Source organism: Streptomyces sp. NPDC059002, from assembly GCF_042740435.1.
GTDB lineage: Bacteria > Actinomycetota > Actinomycetes > Streptomycetales > Streptomycetaceae > Streptomyces.
On the sequence record NZ_JBHYJI010000001.1, the window covers coordinates 9,857 to 35,992 of the forward strand.

The following is a 26,136-nucleotide window of genomic DNA, read 5'->3' on the forward strand; positions in this document are numbered from 1 at the left end:
GTTCCACGCCTGGCCGGACTCGCGGGCCGGCATGCTCCGCGCGCGTGCGACCTCGGGGGCGTTCCACGCCTGGCCGGACTCGCGGGCCGGCATGCTCCGCGCGCGTGCGACCTCGGGGGCGTTCCACGCCTGGCCGGACTCGCGGGCCGGCATGCTCCGCGCGCGTGCGACCTCGGACGCACCGGTGCGTCAGCGCCCCGAGCCGGACCGTGTTCCCGCGCGCGGGACGGCATTTGCGCCGTCCTACCTCCCGTACACGGACGGCGTTTGCACCGTCCTGCCTCCCGCACACGGGACCGCATGCGCAGCACTCCGCCCCCCGCGCGCGGGACCTCATGCGCACCACCCCAACCTCCCGCGCACAGGACCCCATGCGCGCCACCCCAACCTCCCGCACACAGGACCGCATGCGCACCACCCCAACCTCCCGCACACCGCACCCCACACAGACCGCCACCCCACACAGAGCACCACCCCACGCCACCCCCTCCAACTCCCGCCCCGCGCAAGCCCCTTCCGACCCATTGACCCTCCGCAGAAGCGGAACCTACCCTGAGTCCCGCACCGCGAAAGCGCTTTCTAACCGCCCGGTGCCACGCTCCAGCTCAGCTGAGCCCCGCAATCCCGCTCCAGCGCAGCCGCACACGCAAACTCACCGCACACCCGGCGACCGGCAGCCGTCCACCCGCCAAGCCCAGGGAGCGCCATGAGTTCCACGGCACCGAAGAGTGCGCCAAGACCCCTGCTCGTCCTCATCGCCCTGCTCGCCCTCGTCGTCGGCCTCGGCCTCGCCGCCCCGCCCCGTGCCGCGGCCGCGCCCGCCTTCCGTGTCCTGGTCTTCTCCAAGGTCACGAACTACGCCCACGACTCCATCCCCGCGGGCATCGAAGCGGTCGAGAAGCTCGGCAGGGAGAACGGGTTCGAGGTCGAGGCGACCGACGACGCGGCGGCGTTCACCGACGCCAACCTCGCCCGTTTCCAGGCGATCGTCTTCAACAACACCAACTCCACGCCGGAGCAGGGCGATCTGCTCGACGCCGGGCAGCGCGCCGCCTTCCAGAAGTACGTCCGGGCGGGCGGCGGCTGGGTCGGCCTGCACGCGGCGTCGGCGAGCGAGCGGGACTGGGGCTGGTACGAGGGCCTGGTCGGCGCGATCTTCGACAAGCACCCGGAGGTGCAGACGGGGCGGGTCAAGGTCCTCGACCACTCACACCCGTCCACCAAGGGACTTCCTGAGCTGTGGGAGCGTACGGAGGAGTGGTACAACTGGCGCACCAATCCCACCGGGAAGGTGCACACCCTCGCGCAGATCAAGGTGCGCGACGGCGTCACAGGCCTCGACGAGGGCGTCGACCACCCGTGGTCCTGGTGCCAGAACTACGACGGCGGCCGCTCCTGGTACACGGCGGGCGGGCACGCCAAGTCGGCCTTCCAGGAGGAGGGTTTCCTCCGGCACATCCTCGGCGGCATCCAGTGGGCCGCGGGCGACAAGCCGGGCGACTGCACCGCGACCAAGACGGGCAGCTTCCAGCGCACGCCGCTCGCCACCGACGATCTGGCCGACCCCTTCGAGCTGGCGGTGGCGCCCGACCGCAGGGTCTTCTTCATCCAGCGCACCGGAAAGCTCAAGATCATCGATCAGGAGACGCTGAAGATCTCCACGGCGCTCGACCTCGCGTACACACCGGAGATGACGAGCCAGTCGGACGGGCTGCTCGGTCTCGCGCTCGATCCACGGTTCAAGGACAATCACCGGCTGTATCTGCTCCACTCGGACAAGACGGAGAAACGCATCAATCTGTCGCGCTTCACCGAAGCGGGCGGAAAGGTCGATCCGGCGTCCGAGAAGCGCCTTCTGACGATTCCGACGTGGCGCGGCGAAGGCCGGGCCAATTCGCACATGGCGGGTTCGATCGCCTTCGACAAGAAGGGCGATCTCTATGTCGCGACGGGCGACAACACCGACCCGTTCGCCTCCGACGGATTCACGCCGATCGACGAGCGCGAGGGGCGCCGCGCCTGGGACGCGCAGGGCACCGCGGGCAATACGAACGATCTGCGCGGCAAGGTCCTGCGGATCACGCCGAAGGACGACGGGACGTATGGCATACCCGAAGGGAATCTCTTCCGGGCCGGTACGGACAGGACGCGTGCCGAGATCTACGCGATGGGCCTGCGCAATCCCTTCCGGATCACCACGGACCCGCTGAGCGGCGCGCTGCTCGTCGCCGACTACGGGCCCGACGCCAGGAAGGCCGTGGCGGACCGCGGCCCCGAGGGAACCGTGGAGTTCGACCGGATCACCGAGGCGGGCCATTACGGCTGGCCCTACTGCATCGGCGACAACACCCCGTTCAACGACTACGACTTCGCGACGAAGACGTCGAAGGAGAAGTTCGACTGCGCGAAGATCGTCAATGATTCGCCGAACAACACCGGTCAGCGGGAGCTGCCGCCCGCCAAGGCCGCGAACGTCTGGTACGCGTACTCGGAATCCGCGGAGTTCCCCGAGCTCGGCACGGGCGGCGGCGGCCCGATGAGCGGTCCCGTCTACGACTACGACGCCAGCAATCCGTACCGCACGAAGTTCCCCGAATACTTCGAGGGGAAGTGGCTCACCTACGAACTGACCCGGCAGTGGTTCAAGACCTTCTCGATCCAGGAGAAGGGCCAGACGTTCACCGATCCGCGCTTCGAACCGGCGAAGGCGGGCGATCTCCAGTCCATCAACTCCGTGTTCTCCGACATGAAATGGAATCAGCCCTTCGACGCCGACTTCGGTCCCGACGGGGCTCTCTACGTCATCGACTTCGGCCTCGGCAGCGGCACGGGCCGCGGCGGCAGCAACGAAGGCTCGGGCATCTACCGCATCGACTACGTGGCGGACGGCCGCCTGCCGGACGCCCGGATCACGGCGACGCCGGACAACGGACGCACGCCCCTGACCGTGAAGTTCTCCAGCGAGGGCTCCGGACTGCCCGGGGGCGGACCCGTCACCTACGCATGGGACTTCGACGGCGACGGCACCACCGACTCGACCGAGGCGAACCCGACGCACGAGTACACCAAGAAGGGCCGGTTCAGCGCCCGTCTGAAGGTGACGGGGCCCGGGGAGCTCAGCGGTCTTGCCGTGCACGACATCACGGTAGGCAACACCCGGCCCGTGGTGACCGTCCAACAGCCGCCGAACGGCGGGACGTTCAGCTTCGGGGACACCATCCCCTTCAAGGTCAAGGTGACCGACAGGGAGGACGGGCCGATCGACTGCAAGAAGGTCGTCGTCCAGTCCCAGCTGGGGCACGACAGCCATCTGCATCCACTGGACAACTACACGGGCTGCGCGGGCAAGATCGTCACCGATGCCGGTGACAGCCACGGGCCGGGGCAGAACCTCTACTACGGCATCACCGCCCAGTACGAGGACAAGGGCGCGGGCGACGTGCCCGCCCTGACGGGGTCCGCGTCGCTCACGCTGCGGACGTCCTTCCGGGAGGCCGAGCACCGGACCGCCACCGGCGGCGCGCACGGCGGGGCCGTGACCGGTGACCGCGCGGACGCGTCGGGCGGCAAGCGGCTGATCGAGATCGAGGACGGCGACTGGGTCTCCTTCGACCCCGTGCACCTCAAGGGTGTCGACTCCGTGACCGTGGGGGCGGCGTCGGGCGGGCTCGGCGGCGACATCGAGTTCCGCGCGGGCTCCCCCACGGGCACGCTGCTCGGCAAGGTGACCGTGCCCGCCACGGGCGGCTGGGGCGACGTCGTCTCACCGACCACCCGACTCGCCGACCACGACGGCACGACGAAGCTGTACGCGGTCTTCACCAACCCGCGCTGGACGGCCGAAGGGCCCGACCTGCTCACGCTCGACTGGCTGCGCTTCAACGGCCCCGGCGTCGAGAAGCCCGCCGGGGCGAAGGTCTCGGTGACCGCCGCTCCCGACAGTGGCGCGCCGCCCCTCGCGGTGACGTTCACGGGCGAGGTGCAGCTGCCCGTGGGCCGCACCGCCGCCTCGTACCACTGGGACTTCGGCGACAACTCCAAGCCGTCCGGCGGCACAGAGGGCCCGAAAGCGGACCACGCGTACGCGCGCGCGGGGACGTACACCGCGCATCTGACGGTGACCGACGACAAGGGCGACACGACGACCGGCGCCGTCCAGGTCACGGCGGAGTGAGGACGACCATGAACGCATCCCCCGACGCGTCGCCGAGCGAGGGCAGCCGACGCGCCTTTCTGCGTACGTCCATGGGTGCGTCCCTGGGGTTCGCCGCGGCGGCCGCAGGGGCGGGGCCCGCGCAGGCCTGGGCGGAGTCGGCGCACCGGCGACGCATTCCGCGCGGTGGCATCGGCATGCACCTGTACACGATGCGCGACGTCCTCGCCCAGGACTTCGCGGGCACTCTGGAGCGGCTCGCCGAGATCGGCTACGCGACCGTGGGCGTCAGCGGCCGGCACGGGCACGGCGCGGCCGACATCCGCAGGATGCTCGACGCGACGGGCCTGCGCGCGGTCCTGGAACACATCGCGTACCCCACGCTCACCGGCAGCGGGCTGCCGCAGGCCCTGGAGGATCTGCACACCTTGGGCGCGCGCCGGCCGGTGGTGCCGAGCCTGCCCGGCGCGCTGCACACGCCGGACGGATTCCGGGAGGCAGCACGGCAGTTCAACAGGATCGGGCTCGCCTCGCGCGAGGCGGGCCTCGGCCCGCTCCTCTTCCACAACCACGGCACGGACCATGTGGTGGTCGACGGCGTGCACCTGTACGACATCCTTGTCACCGAGACCGATCCGGAACTCGTCGGCTTCGAACTGGACCTGTACTGGGCGGTGAAGGGCGGCGCCGACCCCGCGGCGTACTTCCGCCGTCATCCGCGCCGCTTCCCCGCCCTCCATGTGAAGGACATGGCGGCGGACGGCGGCTTCGCCGATGTCGGCTCGGGGACGCTCGACTTCGCCGCGATGTTCGCCCACGCGCGCGTGGGCGGTGTCCGGCAGTGGCTCGTCGAGCACGACACCCCGGCGGATCCGTTCAGGACGGCACGGAACAGCTACGCGTATCTGGCGGCGCTGCGCTACTGAGTACGGCGCGTCACCCGACCCGCTCGCCGACCCGCTCTCCGACCCTCTCGCCGAGCCGCTTGTAGAAGAGCGTCGTCGCGTGGAGGCCGCCTGCCGGGTCCGTCGCGTAGTCGGGGATGGTCCCGGCCCGGGTCCAACCCGCCGTGCCGTAAAGGGTCTCGGCGGGGCTGTCCGTCTCGGTGTCGAGCACCAGCAGGGTCACGCCCGCGTCCGCCGCCGCGTCCTCGGCGGCGGACAGGAGCGCACGGGCGAGGCCCTGCCCGCGCGCGTCCGGGTGCACCATCAGCTTGGTGATCTCGGCGCGGTGGCGGCCGTTGGGCTTGTCCACGAAGGCGATGCCGACGGTCCCGGTGACACGGCCGGCGTCACGCGCGGCCCAGACGGCGAGCCGCCCCTCGGCGACCGCGGGGGCCAGTCCGCGCCACCACGCCGCCGCGGCCGTCCGGTCCAGGTCGGCGAGGAAGCCGAGCGAGGCGCCGCCCCGCACCGTTCGTACGAGCAGGTCCGCCATGTCGTCGGCGTGGGCGAGGAGTTGGTCCGCGGTGAGGCGCGCGACGGTCGGCGCGGCGGTCACGGCGTCACCACGACGACCGCGTAGCGCACGGCTGCGTCTCCCGGGCAGCGGAACCGCGACGCGCCCCACAGCCGGTAGCGCAGGCAGTCGCCGGTCTCCAGCGTGTGGGCCTCGCCGTGGACCGTGACCTCCAGGGTCCCTTCGAGCACCCAGATGTGCTGTTCCAGGCCCGGCACCGGCGGTCTGTCGTAGGCGATGTCGGCGCCGGGCTGCAGTCGGCCCTCGACCAGCTCGCCGCGCATCCCGGTGCTCGGCGGCGAGACCGACCAGCGCATGAAGCCCGCGTCGTCGTCCGCCCAGACGGCCTGGTCGACGGCGCGCACCAGTTGTGCGGGCTCGGCCTCGACCTCGCTCAGGAGCTGCGACATCGTACGTCCGTAGACGGCGCAGAGCCGGTTCAGGAGGGCCGCGGTGGGGCTGATCTCCGCGCGCTCGGCACGGGACAGGGTCGAGCGGCTGATGCCGCTCAGTTCCGCCAACTCCCCCAGGGACCAGCCGCGTTCGGCACGCAGCTCGTTCAGCCGGGCGGCGAGGCGCGCGTCGACTCCATCATGTTCCATATTTGGCACGCTATCCCGCATCTGGGATTTCCGGCAAGCGTCGTCCACCCCTCGGTCACCGGCCCCGGCGACGGCCCGTCAGCCGTGCGCGGAGACCGCCCCGAGCAGCTCCCTGATCCGCCCGGTCGCCGCGCGGAACTCGGGGGACGCGAGCGTGGCCCCGTACTCCCGTTCCCGCGGAAGCCCGACGTCGATCACCTCCGTCACCGTGCCGGGGCGCGGGCTCATCACGACGACGCGGTCCGCCAGGTACACGGCCTCGGGGATGGAGTGCGTCACCAGCAGGACCGTGGTGCCGGTCTCGCGCCAGATGCGGTTCAGCTCCACGTTCATCTGCTCGCGCGTCAGGGCGTCGAGGGCCCCGAAGGGCTCGTCCATGAGCAGCACGGGCGGCTCGTGCAGGAGCGCGCGGCAGAGCGCGACCCGCTGCTGCATGCCGCCCGACAGCTCGTGCGGATACGCGTCCTCGAAGCCGTCGAGCCCGGTCATGCGGATCAGTTCGTCGGCACGCGCGCGTGCCGGTGCTGCGGGGATCTTCCGCATCTCCGCCTGGAGCAGGATGTTGCGCCGGGCCGAGCGCCAGTCGAGGAGGGCGGCGCGCTGGAAGACGTAGCCGATGTCGCGCCGCGGCCCCCGCACCCGCTCGCCGCCCAGGAGCACCTCGCCCGACGACGGCGCGAGCAGCCCGGCGACCAGCTTGAGCAGCGTGGACTTGCCGCAGCCCGAGGGGCCCACGATCGCCACGAACTCGCCGCTGCCGATGTCGAGCGAGACGTCGCGCAGCGCGGTGACGTCCTTCTTCTTCGTACGGAAGCGGACGGCGACGTCACCGAGCCGCACGGCGGGCCGGTCGGACGGCGACTTCCCTGACATGACGTCCTTCTCCGGTGTCGCGGCCTTCTTCGGCGTGCCGGACTTCCCCGGTGTACCGGAGCTCCCCGGTGTACCGGAGTTCCCTGGCGTGCCGGACCCGAGCGTGGCGTTTCTGGGCGCGGTCACCCCTTGATCCCCTTTGCCGAATCCCAGTACTCCGTCACGGACTTGGGCTCCTTGACAAGCCCTGCGTCGGAGAACACCTCGATGGTCTGCTTCCAGTCCGCCGCCGTGTTGACCCCCGGCGCCTTCCCCTCGGTGGCGTCCGTGTGGAGCAGCGTCAGCGTCGTCTGGAACTGCTCGGACAGCACACTCTTGGGCGGCAGTTGCTCGGAGGCGCCCTCCATCGCCGCGGCCGCGGGCCCCGGGCTCTTCTCGGCCGACGCCCATGCCTCACTGACCGCCGCCGTCATCCGCCGCGCCAGATCGCCCCTGCCTTGCAGGGTCTTGGGGCCCGCGATGAGCCCGTTGGAGTAGAAGTTCAGGCCGTGCTCGGAGAAGCGCAGATACGAGACGTCCTTCTTGGCCTTGTTCCGCATGGTCGGCCCCTGGTCGCTCGCGTAGCCGAGCAGCGCGTCCGTCTTGCCGGAGATCACCGCGGCGATCTTCCCCGCCGGGTCGGTGTTCTGGATCTTGACGTCCGAGAGCTCCATGCCGTTCTTCGCCAGGAAGATCGGGAACGTCTTGGTGAGCGCGTCACCGGCCGTGCCCGCGATCGTCTTCCCCTTGAGGTCGGCGGGCGACCCGATGCCCTGCGCCGTGAAGAACTGCACGGAAGCGGGCGTCGTCTGCAGGAACACCCCGAGGCTCTTCACCTTGACGCCCTGGTCGACACCGGCGAGCACGGCGGGGGTGTCGGCCCAGCCGAAGTCGGTCTGCCCCGCGCCGGTGGCCTGCACGGTCTTCTGCGAGCCCTGGCCCGCCCTGATCTCCAGGTCGATGCCGTGCTTCTCGAAGATCTTCTGCTGCTTGCCGTAGTAGAACGGCGCGTGCTCGCCGTACGGATACCAGTTGAGCGTCAGCGTCACCTTGTCGAGCCTCTTGCCGGAATCGCTGGTGCTCGTCCTGGCGTCGTCACCGCCGCAGGCGGTCGCGGACACCGCGACGAGCGCCAGGGGGACGAGGCCGGTGAGGAGTCTGCGCGCGTGCATGAGCGGCCCTTCTCGCGTACGGGAGGTCAGTACGTGCCGATGTGGAGCAGGTCAGTACGTGGTGGCGGCCGTGTCCCTGCGGCTGGCGTGCCACGGGAGCAGGAGCTTCTCGGCGATCTCGACGAGCACGAAGAGGACCACCCCGATCAGCGACATCACGAGCAGCCCCGCGAAGAGCATCGGGGTGTCGAGGTTGCCGTTGGCCTGGAGGATCACATAGCCGAGCCCTTCGTTCGCCCCGACGAACTCCCCCACGACGGCACCGGTCACGGCGAGCGTGACGGCCACCTTCAGGCCGGAGAACAGATGCGGCAGGGAGGCCGGGAAGCGGATCTTCAGGAAGGTCTGCCAGGGGCGCGCGCCCATCGTCGCGGAGAGCTGCAGCATCTCCGGGTCCACGGCCTTGAGCCCGGTGACCATCGAGATGACGACGGGGAAGAAGGCGATGAGAACGGCGATGAGGATCTTGGGGGCGATGCCGAAGCCCAGCCAGACGACGAACAGCGGGGCGATGGCGATCTTCGGGACGACCTGGGCGAAGAGCAGGATCGGATAGAGGGTCTTCTCGACGGTCGTCGACGCGACCATCAGGACGGCACAGAGAATCCCGACGCCGACCGCGATGACGAAGCCGAGCAGCGTCTCGTACGTGGTGACCCAGCTGTGCTGCCAGAGGTAGTCGGGCTTGTCGACCAGGACGTCGAAGGTCGCGCCGGGCGAGGGGACCAGATAGGGCTCGACCATGGCGGTGGCGGCGATCAGCCACCAGGCGCCGAAGCACACGAGCAGCAGCGCGAGCGGACGCCAGCTCCGCTCGGCCGCGTCGGCGGCGCGCTGCCGCAGGCCGGGGCGTTCCCGCTCGGCAACGCCCGCCGCTTTCACGGGTGTTGGGGGCGTGGGGGGCAGTACGCGCTGGCTCACGAGGAACTCCCCTGATATTCGGCGAACTTCGGAGGCAGTTGCGGAGGCAGGGGCGGCGAAATCGCGCCCAGAAAGCGCTTTCTGGCAGGCTGTCGGCAACGCTAATGACTCGCTGAGCGCAGGGTCAATAGGTCGGACCTGAGTTTCACGGCGGGGCGGGCCGGGGCGCCTTGGGCTGACCCGGCTGCCCCAGCTGCCCCAGCCGACCCGGGCTCACCCGGCCGTGGTGATCACTCCGAGTGGATTTCGTCTGCCCCGTTGTCAGTGGCGGCTGCCAGCATGGGTTGTCGGGCGGGGATGACGGCTGGATGAGGGGGGCGGCGGCATGCCGTGGATCGGGGTGTACGGAGCGGGGAGCGGGGCGTATGGACGCGGGTCCGGGTCGTATGGACGCGGGTCCGGGACCTACGGATCGGGGCCCGAGGCGTACGGATCGAGGGCCGGGACATACGGATCGGGGCCCGAGGAGCACGGATCGAGGGCCGGGACACACGGATCGGGGCCCGAGGAGCACGGATCGAGGACCGGGACACACGGATCAGGGCCCGAGGAGCACGGATCGGAACCCGAGGCGTACCGACGGGGCCAGCGATGACGCGGCGGCCGGCCGCAAGGCGGCGTGGAGGCGGGGCGCGTACGGGTGGGCGTTCACCGGCCCGCCGGAGGTATCCGGTGCGACGGCGCTCGCGACGAAGGGGCGGCAGGGACGGCGAGATCCTCGCGGTGTGCGTGGCCGGCGCGGTGGCGGTCGGCCTGGCGGTGGCGGCGGTCAACTGGCTGCTCGCGCACTGGTGGTTGCTCCTCGTCGCGGGAGCGGCGGCCGCCGCCGCGGGTGGTGCCTGGCTGCACCGGAGGTCCGAGGACGCCCGGTGGGAGCGGGCCCGTGCGCAGGGCCTGCGCTTCGCGATAGGGCAGCTCGACGCCCTGCACCACCGTGAATTCGAGTACGCCGTGCGCGACTTGATGCGCAGGGACGGCTGTCAGGACGCGGTGCAGGTCGGCGGCGCGAACGACAACGGCGCGGACGTGAAGGCCACCGACCCGGCAGGACGCCACTGGGTCATCCAGTGCAAGCACCGCAGACACGGCGACCAGGGCTCGCCGGTCGGCACACCCGATCTGCACGTCCTGAACGGCACGGCCCGCCAACTGCACGGCGCGGACGTGGTGGTCCTGGTGACGAACGGCCGGTTCTCCGCGCGATGCGCACCCCTGGCACGGTCGCAGCAGCTGCACCTGGTGGACCGCCGGACCCTCACCGCATGGGCCTCGGGATCGCGCCCGCTGTGGGAGCTGCTGCCCCGAATACCCCCGCCGCGCCGCCCGGACGCGGTGCCGTGAGCGGTGCGCCGACAGCGCCACGGTGCCGCGCGGGCCCGGGCCGCGGGCCTCAGCCCGCCGCCTCCCCCAGTGCGTCAAGCACCGGCCGGATCAGCGGATGCTCCTCCGCGCCGCAGCGCACCGCCGCGAACACCCTGCGCGTGGGGGCCGCGCCCTCGACCGGGCGTACGACCACGCCCGGCACCTCCATGCCGCGCAGCGCCGAGCGCGGCACGAGGGCGACGCCCGCACCGGCAGAGGCGAGTGCCACCACCGCGCGGAAGTCGTCCGACCAATGCTCCAGGAGCGGCTGGAACCCGGCCTGTTCGCAGGCGAGGACCACCACGTCGTGGCAGGGATTGCCCGCGAAGGGCCCGATCCACGCGTCCTTGGCCAGCTCGGCGAGGGCGACGCGGTCCGCCGTCGCGAGCCGGTGGCCGACCGGGAGCACCGCGTCGAAGGGCTCGGCGTAGAGCGGGACGCGGGTGAGCCGGGGATCGTCCGCGCCCGGCGCGCCCCGGTACTCCACGGCGACCGCCACGTCCACCTGCCGGTCGAGCACCATCGGCAGGCTCGCGTCGCCCTCCGCGTCCTGGACCCGGACGCGGATCCCGGGTGCGGAGGCGGCGAGCCTGGCCAGCGCGGGGCCGACGACCAGGCCGATCCCGGTGGCGAAGGACGCCACGGTCACGGTCCCGGCCTCGCCCGAGCTGTACGCGGCGAGCTCCGCCTCCGCGCGCTCCAGCTGGGCGAGGACCGCGTTGGTGTGCGTCAGCAGGATCTCGCCCGCCGCCGTCAGACGTACGCCGCGCGCCGAGCGCTCCACCAGGCGGTGGCCCGTCTCCTGCTCCAGCGCGGCGAGCTGCTGGGACACCGCGGACGGCGTGAGGTAGAGGGCCGCGGCAGCGGCCGTGACCGTGCGGTGGTCGGCCACCGCACGGAGGATGTGCAGCCGCCGCGCCTCGATCATGGGGACGATTCTCCCCTACCGCCGACCCCATGCGAACCGGCGGCCCCGTAAGGGGCGCGGGGAACTGCGCGCCAAGCCCCCACCGGCCCGCAGGTGAGTCGAGGCCCCCTGCCCCAGTTACCCCTGCAGCTCGGCCCGCGCAGCGACAAACGCCTCCACCGCACGGTTGACGTCCTCCGTGGAGTGCGCCGCCGACAGCTGGACGCGGATGCGGGCCGCGCCCTGCGGCACCACCGGGTACGAGAAGCCGATCACGTACACGCCGCGCTCCAGGAGCAGCTCGGCCATGCGGCCCGCGACGGCCGCGTCGCCGATCATGACCGGGGCGATGGCGTGGTCGCCGGGCAGGATGTCGAAGCCCTCTTCGGTCATCCGCGAGCGGAACAGCGCCGTGTTGGCGGCGAGCTGTTCGCGCAGGTCACCGGCCGACTCAAGGAGGTCGATGACCTTGAGCGAGGCCGCCGCGATCACCGGGGCGAGCGTGTTGGAGAAGAGGTAGGGGCGCGAGCGCTGGCGCAGCAGCGCGACGATCTCCGCGCGGGCCGCGACATAGCCGCCGGAGGCGCCGCCGAGCGCCTTGCCCAGGGTGCCCGTGATGATGTCGACGCGGTCCATGACGCCGTGCAGCTCGGGGGTGCCGCGACCGCCGGGGCCCACGAAGCCGACGGCGTGCGAGTCGTCGACCATGACCATGGCGTCGTACCGGTCGGCGAGGTCGCAGATCTCCTGCAGCGGGGCGACGTAGCCGTCCATGGAGAAGACGCCGTCGGTGACGATCAGCTTGCGGCGGACGCCGCCCTCGGTGGCCTCCTTGAGCTGCTTCTCCAGGTCGGCCATGTCGCGGTTGGCGTAGCGGAAGCGGCGGGCCTTGGAGAGCCGGATGCCGTCGATGATCGACGCGTGGTTGAGCGCGTCGGAGATGACCGCGTCCTCGGCGCCGAGCAGCGTCTCGAAGACACCGCCGTTGGCGTCGAAGCAGGAGGAGTAGAGGATCGTGTCCTCCTGGCCGAGGAACGCGGACAGGCGCCCCTCCAGCTCCTTGTGCACCTCCTGCGTACCGCAGATGAAGCGGACGGACGCCATGCCGTAGCCCCAGCGGTCGAGGGCCGCGTGGGCGGCGGCGACGACCTCGGGGTGGTCGGCGAGGCCGAGGTAGTTGTTCGCGCAGAAGTTCAGGACCTCGCCGGGGCGGCCTCCCTCGGTGACGGCGACCGTGGCGGACTGCGGGGTGCCGATGACGCGCTCGGGCTTGTGCAGTCCCGCGGCGACGATCTCGTCGAGGGTGGCCTGGAGGTCTTCGCGTACGGAGTCGAACATGCGTCATTCCTTAGGGGTGTTCGGAGGGCTGCGGGCCGGGGGTCAGGAGGTCCAGTCGAGGATGACCTTGCCGCCGCGGCCGCTCGCCGCATCGTCGAAGGCGGCCTCGAAGTCACGGTGGCCGTAGCGTCCCGTGATCACGGGGGCCAGGTCGAGTCCCCCTTCGAGCAGGACGGACATCGCGTACCAGGTCTCGAACATCTCGCGGCCGTAGATGCCCTTGATCGTGATCATCGAGGTGACGATCCGGGACCAGTCGACCGCGAACTCCTCGGACGGCAGTCCGAGCATGGCGATCTTGCCGCCGTGGGTCATGTTGGCGACCATGTCGCGCATCGCGCGCGGGTTGCCGGACATCTCGAGGCCGACGTCGAAGCCCTCGCGGAGCCCGAGCGCGCGCTGTCCCTCGGTGATGGTGGATTCGGCGACGTTGAGCGCGAGCGTGACGCCGGTCTTGCGGGCCAGCTGCAGGCGCTCCTCGCTGACGTCGGTGATCACGACGTTGCGGGCGCCCGCGTGCCGGGCGACGGCCGCCGCCATCAGGCCGATCGGCCCGGCCCCGGTGATCAGTACGTCCTCGCCGACCAGCGGGAAGGACAGGGCGGTGTGCACGGCGTTGCCGAACGGGTCGAAGATCGCGGCCACGTCGAGGTCCACGGGGACGCGGTGCACCCAGACGTTCGACGCGGGCAGCGCGACGTACTCCGCGAAGGCGCCGTCCCTTCCGACGCCGAGTCCGACGGTGGCACGGCACAGGTGCCGCCGCCCGGCCAGACAGTTGCGGCACTTTCCGCAGACCAGGTGGCCCTCGCCGCTGACCAGGTCACCGGCCGTGATGTCGGCGACGTCGCGGCCGGTCTCGACGACCTCACCGACGAACTCGTGCCCGACGACCAGCGGCGCGGCGATCGCCTGCTGCGCCCAGCCGTCCCAGGCCCGGATGTGCAGATCGGTGCCGCAGATCCCGGTGCGGAGCACCTTGATCAGGACGTCGCCGTGGCCTATGACCGGCTCCGGTACGTCCATCAGCCGGAGTCCCGGCTCCGCCTTCTCCTTGACCAGCGCCTTCAACGCCACGGCTCCCGTCGTACGTCACTCGTTCCTCCGACGGGACAGGAATCTTCCCTACGGCGGCGCCCCGGTCCATCGAGGATTTCTTAAGCGCCGCCGCAGCTTTCCTTCAGGCCCCCGCCACGGAGCGGCGCGTCAGCGGGTCTGACCGCGCTCGAAGTAGGCGATCAGCTCCGGGTCGAGCGCGGGCACCTCGCGCGGCGTCCCGCCGTCCCGCAGCGACTGCGTCGCCCGCACACCGGCCGCCACCGCCATCCGCGCCGCGACGGGCGAGGTGTCGGTGCGCCCTCCTTCGCGTACGAAGCGGACGAACTCGTCGACGAGCAGCGGGTCGGCGCCGCCGTGCCCGCCGTCGTCCTGCGCGTCCGGCACCGGGTACGCGGCGTCCGCGTCGCCCCGGTAGGAGGACCGGCGCGCGTTCCACACCTTGACCACTCCGCCGGGCCCGTCGCCGAAGTTCTCCAGGCGCCCCGCGTCGCCGATGACGGTGTAGTTGCGCCAGTAGTCGGGGGTGAAGTGGCACTGCTGGTAGGCGGCCAGCACCCCGTTGTCCAGGCGCATGTTGACCAGCGAGACGTCCTCGACGTCGATGACGGGGTTGAGGTCGCGCTGGGTGTGCGGCGGCCAGTGCCCTTCCTTGGTGTACCAGTCGTCCGTCTTGGGCTCGCCGGGCGCGCGGCGGTGCGGGTTGTCGCCGTAGACCATGAGGTCGCCGAGGGCCTGCACCTGGCGCGCGTAGCCGTTGGCGAGCCAGTGCAGGACGTCGATGTCGTGCGCGGCCTTCTGCAGCAACAGGCCGGTGGTGTACTGCCGTTCGGCGTGCCAGTCCTTGAAGTACCAGTCGCCGCCGTAGCCGACGAAGTGCCGCACCCAGACGGTTTTGACCGCGCCGATCTCGCCGCGCTCGATGATGTCGCGCATCAGCCGGACCACGGGCATGTGCCGCATGTTGTGCCCGACGTACAGGCGCGTGCCCGTCTCGTACGCGGTCCGCAGGATCGCGTCGCACGCCTCGACGCTCGTTTCGAGGGGCTTCTCGACAAAGACGGGCTTGCCCGCGCGCAGTGCCTCGCGGGCCAGCTCCGCGTGGGTGTGGTCGGGGGTGAGGACGACGATCGCGTCGACGTCCGGGTCCTCGACGACCTTGCGGTGGTTGGTGGATATCAGCGCGCCGGGGAAGGCCACGGCTGCCTCGGCCCGTGCGGTGGCGTCGTGGTCGGCGAGGGCGGTGACGCGCGAGCCCGCTCCCGGCCGGTGGGCGGTGCGGGCGAGCGAGCCGCGCAGCCCGTAGCCGAGGACGCCGAGACGGAGGTCGGTCATGGAACTTCCTTCGCTTGTGCCGGTGTTGCGGGTGCGTGGCTCAGAAACTCCCGTGGTGCGGATGAGCTTGATCCTTATCTATCCGGCCCCGGCTGTCCGTGTCGAGGAGTGTGCGCGGGTGCGTACGCACGGAGGCCCGGCCCCCCAGCAAGTAGGGGCCGGACCTCCGCGGTTCGGTGGGGCGTGTGCCCGTCAGAGGATGCTGACGCTGAGACCGAGGTCCAGGTCGAGGGAGACGTCGATGTCGGCGTCCAGCGAGACGTCGACGTCGAGACCCGCCTCGATCGCCGCGCCCAGGTCGACTCTGAGGTCGGCGGCCAGGTCCGCGTCCAGGACCACGGCCGCGCCGATGGACCCGGTGAGCAGGGTCTGTCCCTCTTCCAGCTGCACGCCGAGGATGCCGTGCAGTCGCGCCGCGGCGGCCGCGCCGAGTTCGATGTTGTTGTCGTCCACCAGGCCGATGACGACGTAGAGCAGGTTCGAGCCCGGCTCCGAGCGCAGCCGCAGGCTGCTGGTGTCGATGGTGCCGAGGATCATCACCTTGCCCGCGACGTTCGCCCGGACGACGCCCGTGGCGATGTCGATGGAGATGTTCTTCACGGTGGCGCGGTTGTTGCCGGCCTTGAGGCTGACGACGCCGCCGAGCCTGACGACGCCGCCGGTGATGCGGTGGTTGCTGTGGATCAGGCTGCCGCCCACGACCTTGAGCGAGGCGGCGCCTTCGAGGTCGAGGAGCGAGTCGACCTCGAGGGATGTCGGGCCCGAGGAGATCGGGGTGCTGTCGCCCGGCACGGACGCCGGGGCGGTGGTGCGTGCGCTCACGGGGGTGGCCGACGCGGCGGCGGCCGGACCGGCGAGCGCGGCGACGACGGCGACCGCGGCGGCCAGCGAGGCGGTGCGCAGCAGACGGGGGCGGTGGCCTGAGGAGCGGAACATGAACCTCACGGTTCCCTTCATGGAGGGCTTGGCGTCGGACCGATAGTGCGACTGGTCACTTAGTGGGACAATTCCCTCGCCGCCCACCGTCCAGCTCCGCCCGACGGCCTCTTCCACCCATACGGCCCCGTGCTCCCCCGCACCTCCACCGCGCCCCGCTCTCCGTCAACTGCCACTGGATTCGGCTGAGTTGCCCCGTCCGGCCGCCCGTCCCCCGTTCGGCCGCGGGCCGGGCATCCGGGCGAGGCGTCCGCGGCTAGGGATGGACGAGCACCTGGGCGAGGCCCACGCGTCCGGTGCCCGTGAGCCTGACCCTCACGAATCTGGCGGCATCGCCCCCGGTGAATTCCAGGAGCGTGGGACGCAGCGCCTTCCCCGTCACGTGCCGGGTCGTCGCGTCGGCAAAGTCCGCGGTCCGTGACAGCTGTACGCCGAAGTCCGCCGTGGTCATGGCCGCGCCGTTCCACACCTCGACCTGCCGCACCCGCCGGACACCGCCGAGGTCCACCTGCCACCAGGCGCCCGGCCCGGCGAGCGTGCGCGTGTCGGTGGAGGTGTCCCCGTCGATCGCGTACGCGGCGGGGGCGGCGCCGTCCGTCGAGGACTGCGATGCCTCGCCCGCGCGGGCGAGGTCCGGGCGCAGCTGTTCGGCCCGCTGCCGGTGCGCGCCCGCGCGCTCCGCCACGTCCAGGGCCTCGCGCGGCAGCCGGTCGAGCCCGGTGCGGTTGTCCTTCATCGTCGATCCGGTGCCGGTCAGGGCCGGTGCGGCGGTGTCGGTCCAGTTGCCGGTGGCGTGGTTCTGGATGCCGTAGTCCGCCCAGTTGGAGACCCACTTGTAGCCGACGCGGGTCAGGACGTTGCCTTCGACGCGGATGTACGAGGACTGCTCGTCCAGGTAGATGCCGTTGCCGTCGCGCTCGGTGTTGCCGTACGCCGAGCGGTTGATGTAGTTCCCGGAGACGACCGTGCCGGGCTGGGCGCCCTGGGTGTAGATGGCGCCGCCGTCGTGCTGGTCGTGCTCGACCCGCATGACGTTCGTGATGCGGTTGGCGGTGATGCGGTTGTCCCGCAGGACGGACTCCCTGGCCTCGGGCTGGTTCCAGCCCCAGCCGACGGAAATCCCCGAGTAGGGCAGGTCGTCGAGGGTGTTGTGGTCGACGCTCAGCTGCGCCTCGTATCCGGCCCAGATGCCCACGGAGTCCGTGTACTCCACCCCGGTGCGCCGGATGGTGTTGTACGCGACGGTGTTCCGCTCCCCGGCGAGCCCGGGGTCGGGCTTCGGTTCGGTGTCGCCGATGTAGGCCGCCCCCGAGGAGAGGTCGGTGAAGCGTGAGCGGGTGAGGGACGAGTCCTTGGTGCCCGCTTCGAGGACGACGCCCGCGCCGCCGAGGTGGCTGAACTCGGCGCGGGTGACCGCCACTTGACGTCCGCCGCGCACGGTGAGCGCCGCGGCCGGTTTGGTGTAGTAACGGCCCGCGTGGTCGACGGGTCCGGTGGCTCCGGTGAGGGTGAGGCCCGCCTGGGTGCCCGCGTAGCCCTCGTCGGTGGCGGTCTTGTGGTAGGCGGCGTAGGTGAAGCCGATGCCGTCGACGCGGATGTCGTGGGCGCCGTCGAGGACCATGAGCCGCTCGGTCGCCGGGGTGACCACGCGCGCGTGGCGGGGGTCCTCGCCCGCGCGCGGGAGGTAGGTGACGGTGCGGCCCTCGGCGTCCCACACGAACTCGCCGGGCTCGTCGAGGAGTTCGCGGGCGTTCTCGAAGAAGGCGACGCCCTGGTAGCGGGCCGAGTCGACGGTGGTGGAGTCCCAGGCCGGGCCGGTGCGGTTCGTGCCGCTCGCGGAGTTGGCCCAACAGGGCTGCGCGAAGGTGATGTTGTCACCCTGGACGCCCGCGATGCGGCAACGGTACGTGCGCCAGCGGACCTTGATGACCGCCTCGGCGGCGGTCGGCTGCCGCCACTTCGCGATCCCGGTGGCCCCGGCGCCCGTCATGCCCGCCTTCGAGGCGTCGCAGGTCGCGGCGGGGCAGGCCGTGCCCCGCGCGCGGACGGCGCGGCGGCCGTCGACGAAGAGCTGACGCGGCGTGACCCCGTCGGGGGCGGCGGCCGTCCAGGTGCCGTCCGGATTCTCCGCCCAGCCTGTGACCGTACGGCCGCCGGAGAGCACCGGGCGGGCGCCGGGCGCCGCGGTCCAGGTGACCGTGCGCCCGGCACGCCCGGAGTCGGCGGCACCCAGCTTCAGCGGCTCGGTCAACTCATAGGTGCCGTCGGCGAGTTCGATGCGGACGTCGCGGCCGGATACGGTGCGCGCGGCGTCGCGGGCACCGGTCGGCGAGCAGGGCCGGGCGGCGCTGCACGTGTCGCCGCTGCCGTGCGGGGCGGCGTGCAGGACGCTCGGCCCGGGCTCCGCGGCGGCTCCCGCGATGGCTCCCGGGGCGGCTCCCGCGACAGCTCCCGGCGCGGCCAGTGTGCCGAACACGAACGCGAGCACGCCGACGACGGCCGCCGCGAGGGCCGAAGGCCGCCGCCTCATCGGGCGCCGCCCCAGTCCGGGTGCCCGGGCATGGGCGGGTTGTCGAGGTCGAAGAGCCAGTGGCGCAGGAAGGTGCCGACGGACGCGTCGCCCGTCACCTCGACCGCGTTGGCGATGAAGTCCTCGGTGGAGGCGTTGCCGTGCCGGTGCTCGGTCAGCCACGCCTTCATGACCGCGTCGAACTGCCCTTTTCCTATCTGCTGGTGGAGGGCGTAGAGGGACACGGCGGCGCCGTCGTAGATGGTGAAGCCGCCGAGCCCGGTGGGCTTTCCGGGCGGGCCGTCGGTCTTGCGGACCGCGTCGAGCTTCTCGTACGCGGTCCGCATCTTCTCCTCGATGGGCTGGAACCCCTTGTCGTCCGCCCACACGGCCGCGTAGTACACGGCGGGCCCCTCGTTCAGCCAGGCGTCCTGCCAGGTCGCGGGCGTCACGGAGTCGCCGAACCACTGGTGGGTCAGCTCGTGGACCATGGTCGTGGAGTAGGTGGGACGCTCGAACCAGCCGGGGCCGAACAGCGAGAGGGTCTGGTTCTCCAGGGCGTCGCCGTAGCCGTCGCGCACGATCTGCACGCCGTACGTGTCGAACGGGTAGCGCACACCGAGGGTCTTCTCCAGCCAGGCGAGCTGTCCGCCGGTCTCCTCGACGATCGGCCGGTACTTCGCCAGCTGGTCCTCGGGCACGAGGTGGCGCAGCCGCACACCGTGCGGACCGCGCCCGTACACGTAACGCTGCTTGTTGACCGAGATCCCCAACAGCTCAGGCGCCATCGGGGACTTGAGGGAGAAGTCCCACGTCTCCTTGGCGCCGGGGCCACCGCGCCTGCCGGTGAGATTGCCGTTGGCCGCGGGTGTCCAGCCCTTGGGCGCGGTGAGGTGGAAGGTCCATGTCGCCTTGTCGGAGGGGTGGTCGTTGACCGGCGCGAAGGTGTCGGCGCGGGAGGCCTGGGCGGCCGACGCGAAGCCGCCGTCGGACATATGGCGCCAGCCGGGCTGACCGATCGGCTTCGTCTTCCCGTTCCCGTGGTAGGTCACTTCGACGTCGAAGGAACGGCGGTCACGCAGCGGACGGGCGGGCGTGACGGTCAGCTCCTGCCCCGACATGCCGGGACCGATCGCCCACCGCGCCTTCTCCCCGTTCACCTCGATCGCGTCGACGGCGAGCGAGTCCACGTCGAGGTTGAACGACGACAGGTCCTGGGTGGCGCTCGCCCGGATCCTCATGGTGGCGCTGAAGTCGTACGTCACGGGCGTGAAGTCGAAGGAGAGGTCGTAGTGGCGTACGTCGTAGCCGCCGTTGCCGAGCGTCGGGAACAGCGGATCGCCCACGCCGTCCGCGCCGGGCGTCGGCGTGAACGGATCGGCCTGGGCGGGAGCGGCGAGCGCGAGGGTGGCGGCCGCGGCCGCCGTGGCGATGGCGGCACGCACGGTTCGGGTCCTTTTCTCAGCCATGGGGCGGCAAGGTAGTAATCGCTTACCATCGCCGTCAACACCTAAGCGCCAGCGCCCCTTTGGGGGCGCCGGGAACTGCGCGACCAGCCACGACGAATCCCGCAGCCGAGGGAGACGCTCACCCATCCCCCTCATGGAAAAGAAAGAACATAGAAAGACCCCGCCCCCTCTTGCGCACCATAGCAACCGCTTACATGCTGTCGCGGGATCGCCTCATGTGCCCCGACACCTCTGGGAGTTCGCATGCCCACGCCTGCCTCCGACCCCACCGGACCCAGCCGTCGCACGCTCCTCGTGGCAGGGGCGGGGGCCGGGGCCACGGCCGCCGTCACCGTCGCCGTGTCGGCGACGACGGGCGGTACGGCATGGGGCGCCACCCGCGACGACGCCTACGACCCGCTGCTCGCCCGCGCCGCCGCGCAGCTCACCGGCGGCGACTTCGACCCGACGGACCCCGACTTCGCCGCGGCGCTGAAGACCCTGGACACCCAGGCGTCCGACTGGTGGCGGCAGTTGGACCGCTCCCCGGGCAGGACCGCGCTGTGGGCCGACCTCTCCCCGGCCACCGACCCCGGCAACTTCGGCCAGAGCTACACCCGTCTGCGCACCCTCGCGACGGCGTGGGCCACGCCCGGCACCTCGCTCAGCGACAGCGCGGAGGCCGCCGACGCGCTCCTCGACGCGCTGCGCTTCCTGCACTCCACCGCCTATCACCCGGGCCGCCCCGAGTCCGGCAACTGGTGGTTCTGGGAGATCGGCGCACCCCGTGCGCTCATGGACATCTGCGTGCTGCTGCGGGGGCTACTGCCCGCCGGCGACCTGGACGCGTACACGGCGACCGTCGCGGCGTTCTGCCCGGACCCGGACCGCCGCACCACCTCCCCCTCACTGGCCGAGACCGGCGCCAACCGTGCCGACAAGGCCGTCGTCGTCGCCCTGCGCGGCCTGCTCGCCAAGGACCCGGCCACGGTGGCGCTCGCCCGCGACGGCCTGTCCGACGTCAGGGACGGCGGCCGCAACAGCCTCTTCCAGTACGTCACTTCGGGCGACGGCTTCTACGAGGACGGATCGTTCGTGCAGCACGGCTCCGTCGCGTACACGGGTACGTACGGCAGTGTGCTGCTCGGCAGCGCGGGCCAGCTGATCGCGCTGCTCGCGGACTCCGCGTGGGCGGTCACCGACCCGAAGACGTCCGTCCTGTACGAGGCGGTGGACCGGACGTTCGCGCCTGTCGTCTTCGACGGGCTGATGATGGACGCGGTGCGCGGCCGGGCGATATCCAGGGAACGCGCGCGCGACCACCACGACGGGGCGGTGACGCTCTCCCACATCCTGCAGCTGGCCTCCGGCGCCCCGGCCGCGTACGCCGACCGCTGGCGCGCGCTCGCCAAGGGCTGGATCCGGCGCAACAGAACCACCCCGTACCTGGGCCTCGTCGGCATCCCCGCGCTCGCCCGCGCCAAGGCCGTCCTCGACGACCCCGCCGTCCCCGCCGGGGAACGGCTCACCGGCCATCACGTGTTCGCCGACATGGACCGGGTGGTGCACCGGCGCCCCGGATGGGCGCTCGCCCTCTCGCTCTCCTCGAAGCGGATCGCCGCCTACGAAGCGGGCAACGGCGAGAACCTGCACGGCTGGTACACCGGCGACGGCATGACCTATCTGTACGACGCCGACGACCTCGGACAGTTCGGCGACGCCTTCTGGGCGACCGTCGATCCGTACCGGCTGCCGGGCACGACGGTGGACACGCGCGCGCGTGCCGACATCGGATCCGGCGGCGGCACCAGTACGTACCGGCCCAAGAACGCCGTCGCGGGCGGCGCGGTCCTCGCAGGCCGCTACGGCGCCGCCGCCATGGAACTCCTCGCCGACGGCAGCAGCCTGCGGGCCCGCAAGACGTGGTTCTGCCTCGACAACGCGGTCGTCGCGCTCGGCGCGGGCATCGGCGCGAGCGACGGGCGTACGGTCGAGACGGTCGTCGAGAACCGCAACGTGTACGCTGCCGGGCCCGTCCGGCGGCTGACCGTCGACGGCCGCCGCCAGCCGGACCGGCAGGGCTGGTCGGCACGGTTCGACCGGGCGCGCTGGGCACACCTCGAAGGCACCGGCGGCTACGTCTTCCCCGACCACCCCGGCCGCGCGGCCGACCTCGGCCTGCGCGCCCTGCGTACCGAACGGGTCGGCGCGTGGCGGGACATCAACACCGGTGCGGACACCGGGGGCAGCGCGACGCCGGTCGCGCGCCGCTATCTGACCTTGTGGCTCGACCATGGGGTCTCCCCCGCCGACTCCTCGTACGCCTATGTGCTGCTGCCCGGGGCCAGTGCGGGTGCGACCGCCGTCTGGGCCGGGGCCCGGCCGGTTCGGGTCGTCGCCAATGACGCGACCGTGCAGGCCGTCGAGGCACGGCGGGACGGGTTGCTCGCCGCGCACTTCTGGGGCCCCGGACGGGCCGGGGGCCTCACCGCGTCCGGGCCCGGCACGGTACTCGTCCGGCACGGGCACCGCGGTGTGTCGGTGGCCGTCGCCGATCCCGGCCGCACGGAGGCGACGGTCACCGTCGAACTTCCCTTCCCTGTACGGAAAGTGGTCCGTGCCGATGACACGGTGACGATCACGCCTGGGCGCAGGGCCGTCGTGACCGCCCGCGTCGGCGGCTCCCGGGGGCGCACCCATGCGGCAGAGTTCGCCTGAAGTCCGGGCGCGCCCGCCGGTTCGACGCATGCGGGTGCGCCCTGGCCGGTCGCGCCCACGCGGCGGAGCCGCACATGTCACAGCCCCGCGCCCCTTACGGGGCGTCCCCCTCACCCGACAAGGAGTGCACCCCATGAGACCCACTCCCCTCCCCCGCCGCACCGTCCTCACCGGCCTCGCCGCCGCCACCGGAGCGGTCCTGCTGCCCGGCACCGCCCACGCCGTGCGTCCGACGGTGCGGGCCACCGCCACCGTCCAGCTCACCGCCCGTGTCTCCGCCGAGTCGCAGCGGGTACGGCTCGGGGCCGCTCAGCGGGCCAGTGACTTCTTCACCACCGCGGCGTACGCGCCCGCGGGCACCGCCGTCACGGTGTCCGTGTCCGCCCCGGACGGTGTCCTTCCGACCCTGTACGTCGGCATCCCCGACTACTACGCCACCCCCAACGCGCCCCGCGCCTATGCCCTCAAGGCGGGCACGAACACCGTCACGGATCCGAACGGCGGGCCGATCCATCTCACCCTGACCGGCAGCGGGCAGCGCGCGACCGTCACCCTCGGGGCCGGTTCCGTGCCGATGCCCACGTTCACGCACGGGTCGACGTCGGAGTCCTCCTTCCAGTCCCAGCTGGACTCGTACACGTCGGCCGGGTACGTCCAGCTCCGCTCGGCCCACGCGATCGTCACGCTGTCCCGTGCCACCGCCCTGCAGTACAGGGCCGAGAACCACGCGTCGCTCCTGGACACGTACGAACAACTCCTCGCCTCGCACGCCACGTTCAGCGGTCTGAGCGGCACCACCGGCACGCACGCGCGCAATCCGCTGCCGTACCACTTCGTGAACGTCACGAAGGTGGGGTCGGGCGTCGGCGCGTACGCCACGCACGGGTACACGGGCTACCCGAGCGGCGCGATGACGTACATCGCGGGCGTGAACGGGCTGCGTACCGGCGGCTGGGGGATGTACCACGAGCTGGGCCATCAGCATCAGCAGTCCGCGTACAAGCCGGGCGCGCTCACCGAGGTCACCTGCAACCTCTACTCGCTCGCCGCGCAGCGCACGCTCGGCCAGACATCGCGGCTGCTCAGCAAGGACTCCACGGGCAAGGACGGCTACGACCGTGCCTTCGCGGCCCGTGACGGGGGCAGCGACTACACGGCGCTCGACGTGTGGCAGAAGCTCGTCCCGCTGTGGCAGCTGCGCCTGGCCTTCGGCACGGGTGTCTGGCCCGAGCTGCACCGGCTGATCCGCACCGACAACCCAGCCGCCGCCACGGACGCGGACCGCTACGACCACCTCGCGGTCTACGCCTGCCGGGCCACGGGACGCGACCTCAGCGACTTCTTCACCGGCAAGTGGCGCTTCCCCGTCACCGCGGCCGGAAAGTCCCGCATCGCCGCGCTCGGCCTGGACAAGCCCACCGTCGACGCGAGCACCTACCGCGAATAAGTCACCCGACTCGCATCCCCCATCGAGGAGTTACGGACCCCATGCCCGCACCGCATCTGTCCCTGCCGCCCACCGACCGCGTCCTCTCCCCGCTCACCGGCTGGACGAGGGCGCACTGGGAGGCGCTCGCCGACCGGCAGTTGGCCGCGCTCGTGCCCTACGCGACGCCGGGCTTCGCGCAGTACCGCCTGCCGGGGCGGGGCAGCTGGTCGGGGGTCGTGTCGGACGGCCTGGAGGGATATGCGCGGTCATTCCTCCTTGCCTCCTTCCGGATCGCGGGAGCGGGCGGCGAGGTGGATCCCCGTCTCGTAGAACGCTACGCGGAGGGTCTGACAACGGGCACGGACCGCTCCGGCGGCGAGGCGTGGCCCGAACTCACCGACTGCTCGCAGCAGATGGTGGAGGCCGCGTCGATCGCGATCGGTCTGCACGAGACCCGCCCCTGGATCTGGGACAAGCTCGACGCCCGGGTCCAGGAGCGGGTGGTCGACTGGTTCTCCGGGTTCGTCGGGGGCCGCACCTGGGACAACAACTGGCGGCTCTTCCAGGTGGTGTCCGAACAGTTCCTCGCCTCGGTCGGCGCCCCGTTCAGCCAGTCGGACATCGACGGCGGCCTCGACCGCATCGAGGACTGGTACCGCGGCGACGGCTGGTACAGCGACGGCGACGGGCGGAACTTCGACTACTACATCGGCTGGGCGATGCACCTGTACCCGCTGCTGTGGGCCCGGATGGCCGGTGGCGACGACGGCGGCCGCGCCAAGGTCTACCGCGAGCGCCTCACCCAGTTCCTCACCACCTACCCGCACTTCTTCGGCGGCGACGGCGCCCCGGTCCACCAGGGCCGCTCCCTGACGTACCGCTTCGCGGCCGCCGCGCCCGTGTGGATGGGCGCCCTCGCGGACTGCACGCCCCTCGCGCCCGGCCTGACCCGGCGGCTCGCCTCCGGCACGGCACGGCACTTCGTGGAGCGCGGCGTGCCCGACGAGCGGGGGCTGCTTCCGCTCGGCTGGTACGACACGTTCCTGCCGGCGACGCAGGCCTACTCGGGCCCCGCGTCCCCGTACTGGGCCAGCAAGGGCTTCCTCGGTCTGCTGCTGCCCGCCGACCACCCGGTGTGGACCGAACGCGAAGTCCCGCTGCCCGTCGAGGAGTCCGACCAGTACACGGCGCTCCCGCAGCCCGGCTGGCTGCTGCACGGCACCCGGCACGACGGCATCGTCCGCCTGGTCAACCACGGCAGCGACCACAATCCCCTCGAAGGCCCCGCCCAGGACGATCCGCACTACGCCAAGTTCGGCTACTCCACGGCGACCGCCCCGGAGACGGCCCCACGCGCGTGGGAGCGTGCCGTGGACGGCCACTTCGCGCTCATCGCACCGGACGGCACGGCCTCGCGCCGCCGTCGTATCCACCCGCTGACCTGCGAGGGCCGTGTCGCCTCCTCACGACATGACGCACAACTGCCGGGCCAGGACGACGCGTTCCCCATCCGGACGACCAGCGCGCTGCACGGGCCGTGGGAGATCCGCGTACACCGCGTACAGGCCCCGGCGGAGCTCTCCGTCCGCGAGGGTGGGCATCCGGTGGCCGACGGGACGCGGCCGCATGCCGATCACGGCCCCGGCTGGGCTCTCGCGCGTACGGAGTCGGGCCTGACCAGCGCCGTGGTCGCGCTGCACGGCTGGGACGAGGGGACCGGCATCGCCCGCGAGGTGGCGGCGGACGCGTACGGCCCGCACTCGGCGACGCCGTTCCTGTCGTGCGCGGCCCGTCCGGGCACGGACAGCGTGCACGTCACCCTCGTCGCGCTGTCCCGCGACACCGTCCGGCCGCAGGCGCTGCGCGAGTCCATCACCTGTGCCGTGGACGGCGACATCGTCCGCGTCCGCTTCCCCGACGGGGTCGAGCTGCTCCTGTGA

18 protein-coding genes are annotated in these 26,136 nt (G+C 71.7%); 6 read left to right on the forward strand and 12 right to left on the reverse strand.

From position 1 onward, the window contains the following. Positions 1–706 precede the first annotated feature (706 nt). Together ACFWZ2_RS00060 and ACFWZ2_RS00065 are read left to right on the forward strand one after the other, a co-directional pair. On the forward strand, positions 707–4,174 hold the full coding sequence (locus ACFWZ2_RS00060; protein ID WP_384539352.1) for a ThuA domain-containing protein: 3,468 nt from the start codon (positions 707–709) through the stop codon (positions 4,172–4,174). Between the two features lie 71 nt (positions 4,175–4,245). Further along, positions 4,246–5,079, forward strand: coding sequence for a sugar phosphate isomerase/epimerase family protein (locus ACFWZ2_RS00065; RefSeq protein ID WP_384540318.1), 834 nt, complete (start codon positions 4,246–4,248; stop codon positions 5,077–5,079). A gap of 10 nt (positions 5,080–5,089) precedes the next feature. On the opposite strand, the gene ACFWZ2_RS00070 is transcribed toward ACFWZ2_RS00065, so the two are convergent. The 5 genes from ACFWZ2_RS00070 to ACFWZ2_RS00090 all read right to left on the reverse strand — a co-directional run bounded on the left by ACFWZ2_RS00070 (position 5,090) and on the right by ACFWZ2_RS00090 (position 9,158). Further along, complete coding sequence (locus tag ACFWZ2_RS00070) at positions 5,090–5,590, reverse strand: GNAT family N-acetyltransferase (RefSeq protein WP_384540321.1); 501 nt, start codon at positions 5,588–5,590, stop codon at positions 5,090–5,092. Positions 5,591–5,649: 59 nt separating this feature from the next. After that, complete coding sequence (locus ACFWZ2_RS00075) at positions 5,650–6,213, reverse strand: helix-turn-helix domain-containing protein (RefSeq protein WP_384539355.1); 564 nt, start codon at positions 6,211–6,213, stop codon at positions 5,650–5,652. A gap of 78 nt (positions 6,214–6,291) precedes the next feature. Continuing rightward, positions 6,292–7,086, reverse strand: a complete 795-nt coding sequence (locus tag ACFWZ2_RS00080) for an ABC transporter ATP-binding protein (RefSeq protein WP_384540324.1) — start codon at positions 7,084–7,086, stop codon at positions 6,292–6,294. A gap of 122 nt (positions 7,087–7,208) precedes the next feature. After that, positions 7,209–8,237, reverse strand: a complete 1,029-nt coding sequence (locus ACFWZ2_RS00085; RefSeq protein ID WP_384539358.1) for an ABC transporter substrate-binding protein — start codon at positions 8,235–8,237, stop codon at positions 7,209–7,211. Positions 8,238–8,288: 51 nt separating this feature from the next. Beyond that, complete coding sequence (locus tag ACFWZ2_RS00090; protein ID WP_384539360.1) at positions 8,289–9,158, reverse strand: ABC transporter permease; 870 nt, start codon at positions 9,156–9,158, stop codon at positions 8,289–8,291. Positions 9,159–9,749: 591 nt separating this feature from the next. On the opposite strand from ACFWZ2_RS00090, the gene ACFWZ2_RS00095 reads away from it, so the two are divergent. Further along, a complete protein-coding gene (locus ACFWZ2_RS00095; protein WP_384539362.1) occupies positions 9,750–10,499 on the forward strand; it encodes a restriction endonuclease in 750 nt (249 codons plus the stop codon). Positions 10,500–10,548: 49 nt separating this feature from the next. Here the strand turns inward: ACFWZ2_RS00095 and ACFWZ2_RS00100 are convergent, their stop codons facing one another. From ACFWZ2_RS00100 to ACFWZ2_RS00130, 7 genes are all read right to left on the reverse strand, one after another. Next, a complete protein-coding gene (locus ACFWZ2_RS00100) occupies positions 10,549–11,448 on the reverse strand; it encodes a LysR family transcriptional regulator (protein WP_384539365.1) in 900 nt (299 codons plus the stop codon). Between the two features lie 117 nt (positions 11,449–11,565). After that, positions 11,566–12,765 carry a glycine C-acetyltransferase gene (locus ACFWZ2_RS00105; protein ID WP_384539367.1) on the reverse strand — a complete coding sequence of 400 codons (1,200 nt, stop codon included), beginning with the start codon at positions 12,763–12,765 and terminating at the stop codon, positions 11,566–11,568. Positions 12,766–12,807: 42 nt separating this feature from the next. Next, positions 12,808–13,836, reverse strand: coding sequence for an L-threonine 3-dehydrogenase (gene tdh / locus ACFWZ2_RS00110; protein ID WP_384540327.1), 1,029 nt, complete (start codon positions 13,834–13,836; stop codon positions 12,808–12,810). Between the two features lie 135 nt (positions 13,837–13,971). Continuing rightward, positions 13,972–15,156 carry a Gfo/Idh/MocA family protein gene (locus ACFWZ2_RS00115; RefSeq protein ID WP_384539369.1) on the reverse strand — a complete coding sequence of 395 codons (1,185 nt, stop codon included), beginning with the start codon at positions 15,154–15,156 and terminating at the stop codon, positions 13,972–13,974. Positions 15,157–15,348: 192 nt separating this feature from the next. After that, positions 15,349–16,092 (reverse strand): hypothetical protein, encoded by a 744-nt coding sequence (locus ACFWZ2_RS00120; RefSeq protein WP_384539372.1) that lies wholly within the window; start codon positions 16,090–16,092, stop codon positions 15,349–15,351. Between the two features lie 256 nt (positions 16,093–16,348). Continuing rightward, the gene (locus ACFWZ2_RS00125) at positions 16,349–18,622 is read right to left on the reverse strand and encodes a discoidin domain-containing protein (RefSeq protein ID WP_384539375.1); all 2,274 of its coding nucleotides are present in this window, start codon (positions 18,620–18,622) and stop codon (positions 16,349–16,351) included. Further along, on the reverse strand, positions 18,619–20,070 hold the full coding sequence (locus tag ACFWZ2_RS00130; RefSeq protein WP_384539377.1) for a M1 family metallopeptidase: 1,452 nt from the start codon (positions 20,068–20,070) through the stop codon (positions 18,619–18,621). Before ACFWZ2_RS00130 ends, ACFWZ2_RS00125 begins: the two co-directional genes overlap by 4 nt. Positions 20,071–20,313: 243 nt before the next feature. Here ACFWZ2_RS00130 and ACFWZ2_RS00135 point away from each other — a divergent pair, with 243 nt between their 5' ends. The 3 genes from ACFWZ2_RS00135 to ACFWZ2_RS00145 all read left to right on the forward strand — a co-directional run bounded on the left by ACFWZ2_RS00135 (position 20,314) and on the right by ACFWZ2_RS00145 (position 26,136). Further along, on the forward strand, positions 20,314–22,767 hold the full coding sequence (locus ACFWZ2_RS00135; RefSeq protein ID WP_384539380.1) for a polysaccharide lyase 8 family protein: 2,454 nt from the start codon (positions 20,314–20,316) through the stop codon (positions 22,765–22,767). Between the two features lie 133 nt (positions 22,768–22,900). Then, entirely contained in the window at positions 22,901–24,214 is a 1,314-nt protein-coding gene (locus ACFWZ2_RS00140) for a M60 family metallopeptidase (RefSeq protein WP_384539383.1), read from the forward strand. 41 nt (positions 24,215–24,255) lie between these two features. After that, positions 24,256–26,136 carry a DUF2264 domain-containing protein gene (locus ACFWZ2_RS00145; protein ID WP_384539386.1) on the forward strand — a complete coding sequence of 627 codons (1,881 nt, stop codon included), beginning with the start codon at positions 24,256–24,258 and terminating at the stop codon, positions 26,134–26,136.

Excerpts from the sequence above, each read along its gene's own strand:
- ACFWZ2_RS00060 (WP_384539352.1), top strand. The coding sequence starts at position 707 with ATGAGTTCCACGGCACCGAAGAGTGCGCCAAGACCCCTGCTCGTCCTC.
- ACFWZ2_RS00065 (WP_384540318.1), top strand. The coding sequence starts at position 4,246 with ATGGGTGCGTCCCTGGGGTTCGCCGCGGCGGCCGCAGGGGCGGGGCCC.
- ACFWZ2_RS00070 (WP_384540321.1), bottom strand. The coding sequence starts at position 5,590 with ATGGCGGACCTGCTCGTACGAACGGTGCGGGGCGGCGCCTCGCTCGGC.
- ACFWZ2_RS00075 (WP_384539355.1), bottom strand. The coding sequence starts at position 6,213 with ATGGAACATGATGGAGTCGACGCGCGCCTCGCCGCCCGGCTGAACGAG.
- ACFWZ2_RS00080 (WP_384540324.1), bottom strand. The coding sequence starts at position 7,086 with ATGTCAGGGAAGTCGCCGTCCGACCGGCCCGCCGTGCGGCTCGGTGAC.
- ACFWZ2_RS00085 (WP_384539358.1), bottom strand. The coding sequence starts at position 8,237 with ATGCACGCGCGCAGACTCCTCACCGGCCTCGTCCCCCTGGCGCTCGTC.
- ACFWZ2_RS00095 (WP_384539362.1), top strand. The coding sequence starts at position 9,750 with ATGACGCGGCGGCCGGCCGCAAGGCGGCGTGGAGGCGGGGCGCGTACG.
- ACFWZ2_RS00100 (WP_384539365.1), bottom strand. The coding sequence starts at position 11,448 with ATGATCGAGGCGCGGCGGCTGCACATCCTCCGTGCGGTGGCCGACCAC.
- ACFWZ2_RS00105 (WP_384539367.1), bottom strand. The coding sequence starts at position 12,765 with ATGTTCGACTCCGTACGCGAAGACCTCCAGGCCACCCTCGACGAGATC.
- ACFWZ2_RS00115 (WP_384539369.1), bottom strand. The coding sequence starts at position 15,156 with ATGACCGACCTCCGTCTCGGCGTCCTCGGCTACGGGCTGCGCGGCTCG.
- ACFWZ2_RS00120 (WP_384539372.1), bottom strand. The coding sequence starts at position 16,092 with ATGTTCCGCTCCTCAGGCCACCGCCCCCGTCTGCTGCGCACCGCCTCG.
- ACFWZ2_RS00125 (WP_384539375.1), bottom strand. The coding sequence starts at position 18,622 with ATGAGGCGGCGGCCTTCGGCCCTCGCGGCGGCCGTCGTCGGCGTGCTC.
- ACFWZ2_RS00130 (WP_384539377.1), bottom strand. The coding sequence starts at position 20,070 with ATGGCTGAGAAAAGGACCCGAACCGTGCGTGCCGCCATCGCCACGGCG.
- ACFWZ2_RS00135 (WP_384539380.1), top strand. The coding sequence starts at position 20,314 with ATGCCCACGCCTGCCTCCGACCCCACCGGACCCAGCCGTCGCACGCTC.
- ACFWZ2_RS00140 (WP_384539383.1), top strand. The coding sequence starts at position 22,901 with ATGAGACCCACTCCCCTCCCCCGCCGCACCGTCCTCACCGGCCTCGCC.
- ACFWZ2_RS00145 (WP_384539386.1), top strand. The coding sequence starts at position 24,256 with ATGCCCGCACCGCATCTGTCCCTGCCGCCCACCGACCGCGTCCTCTCC.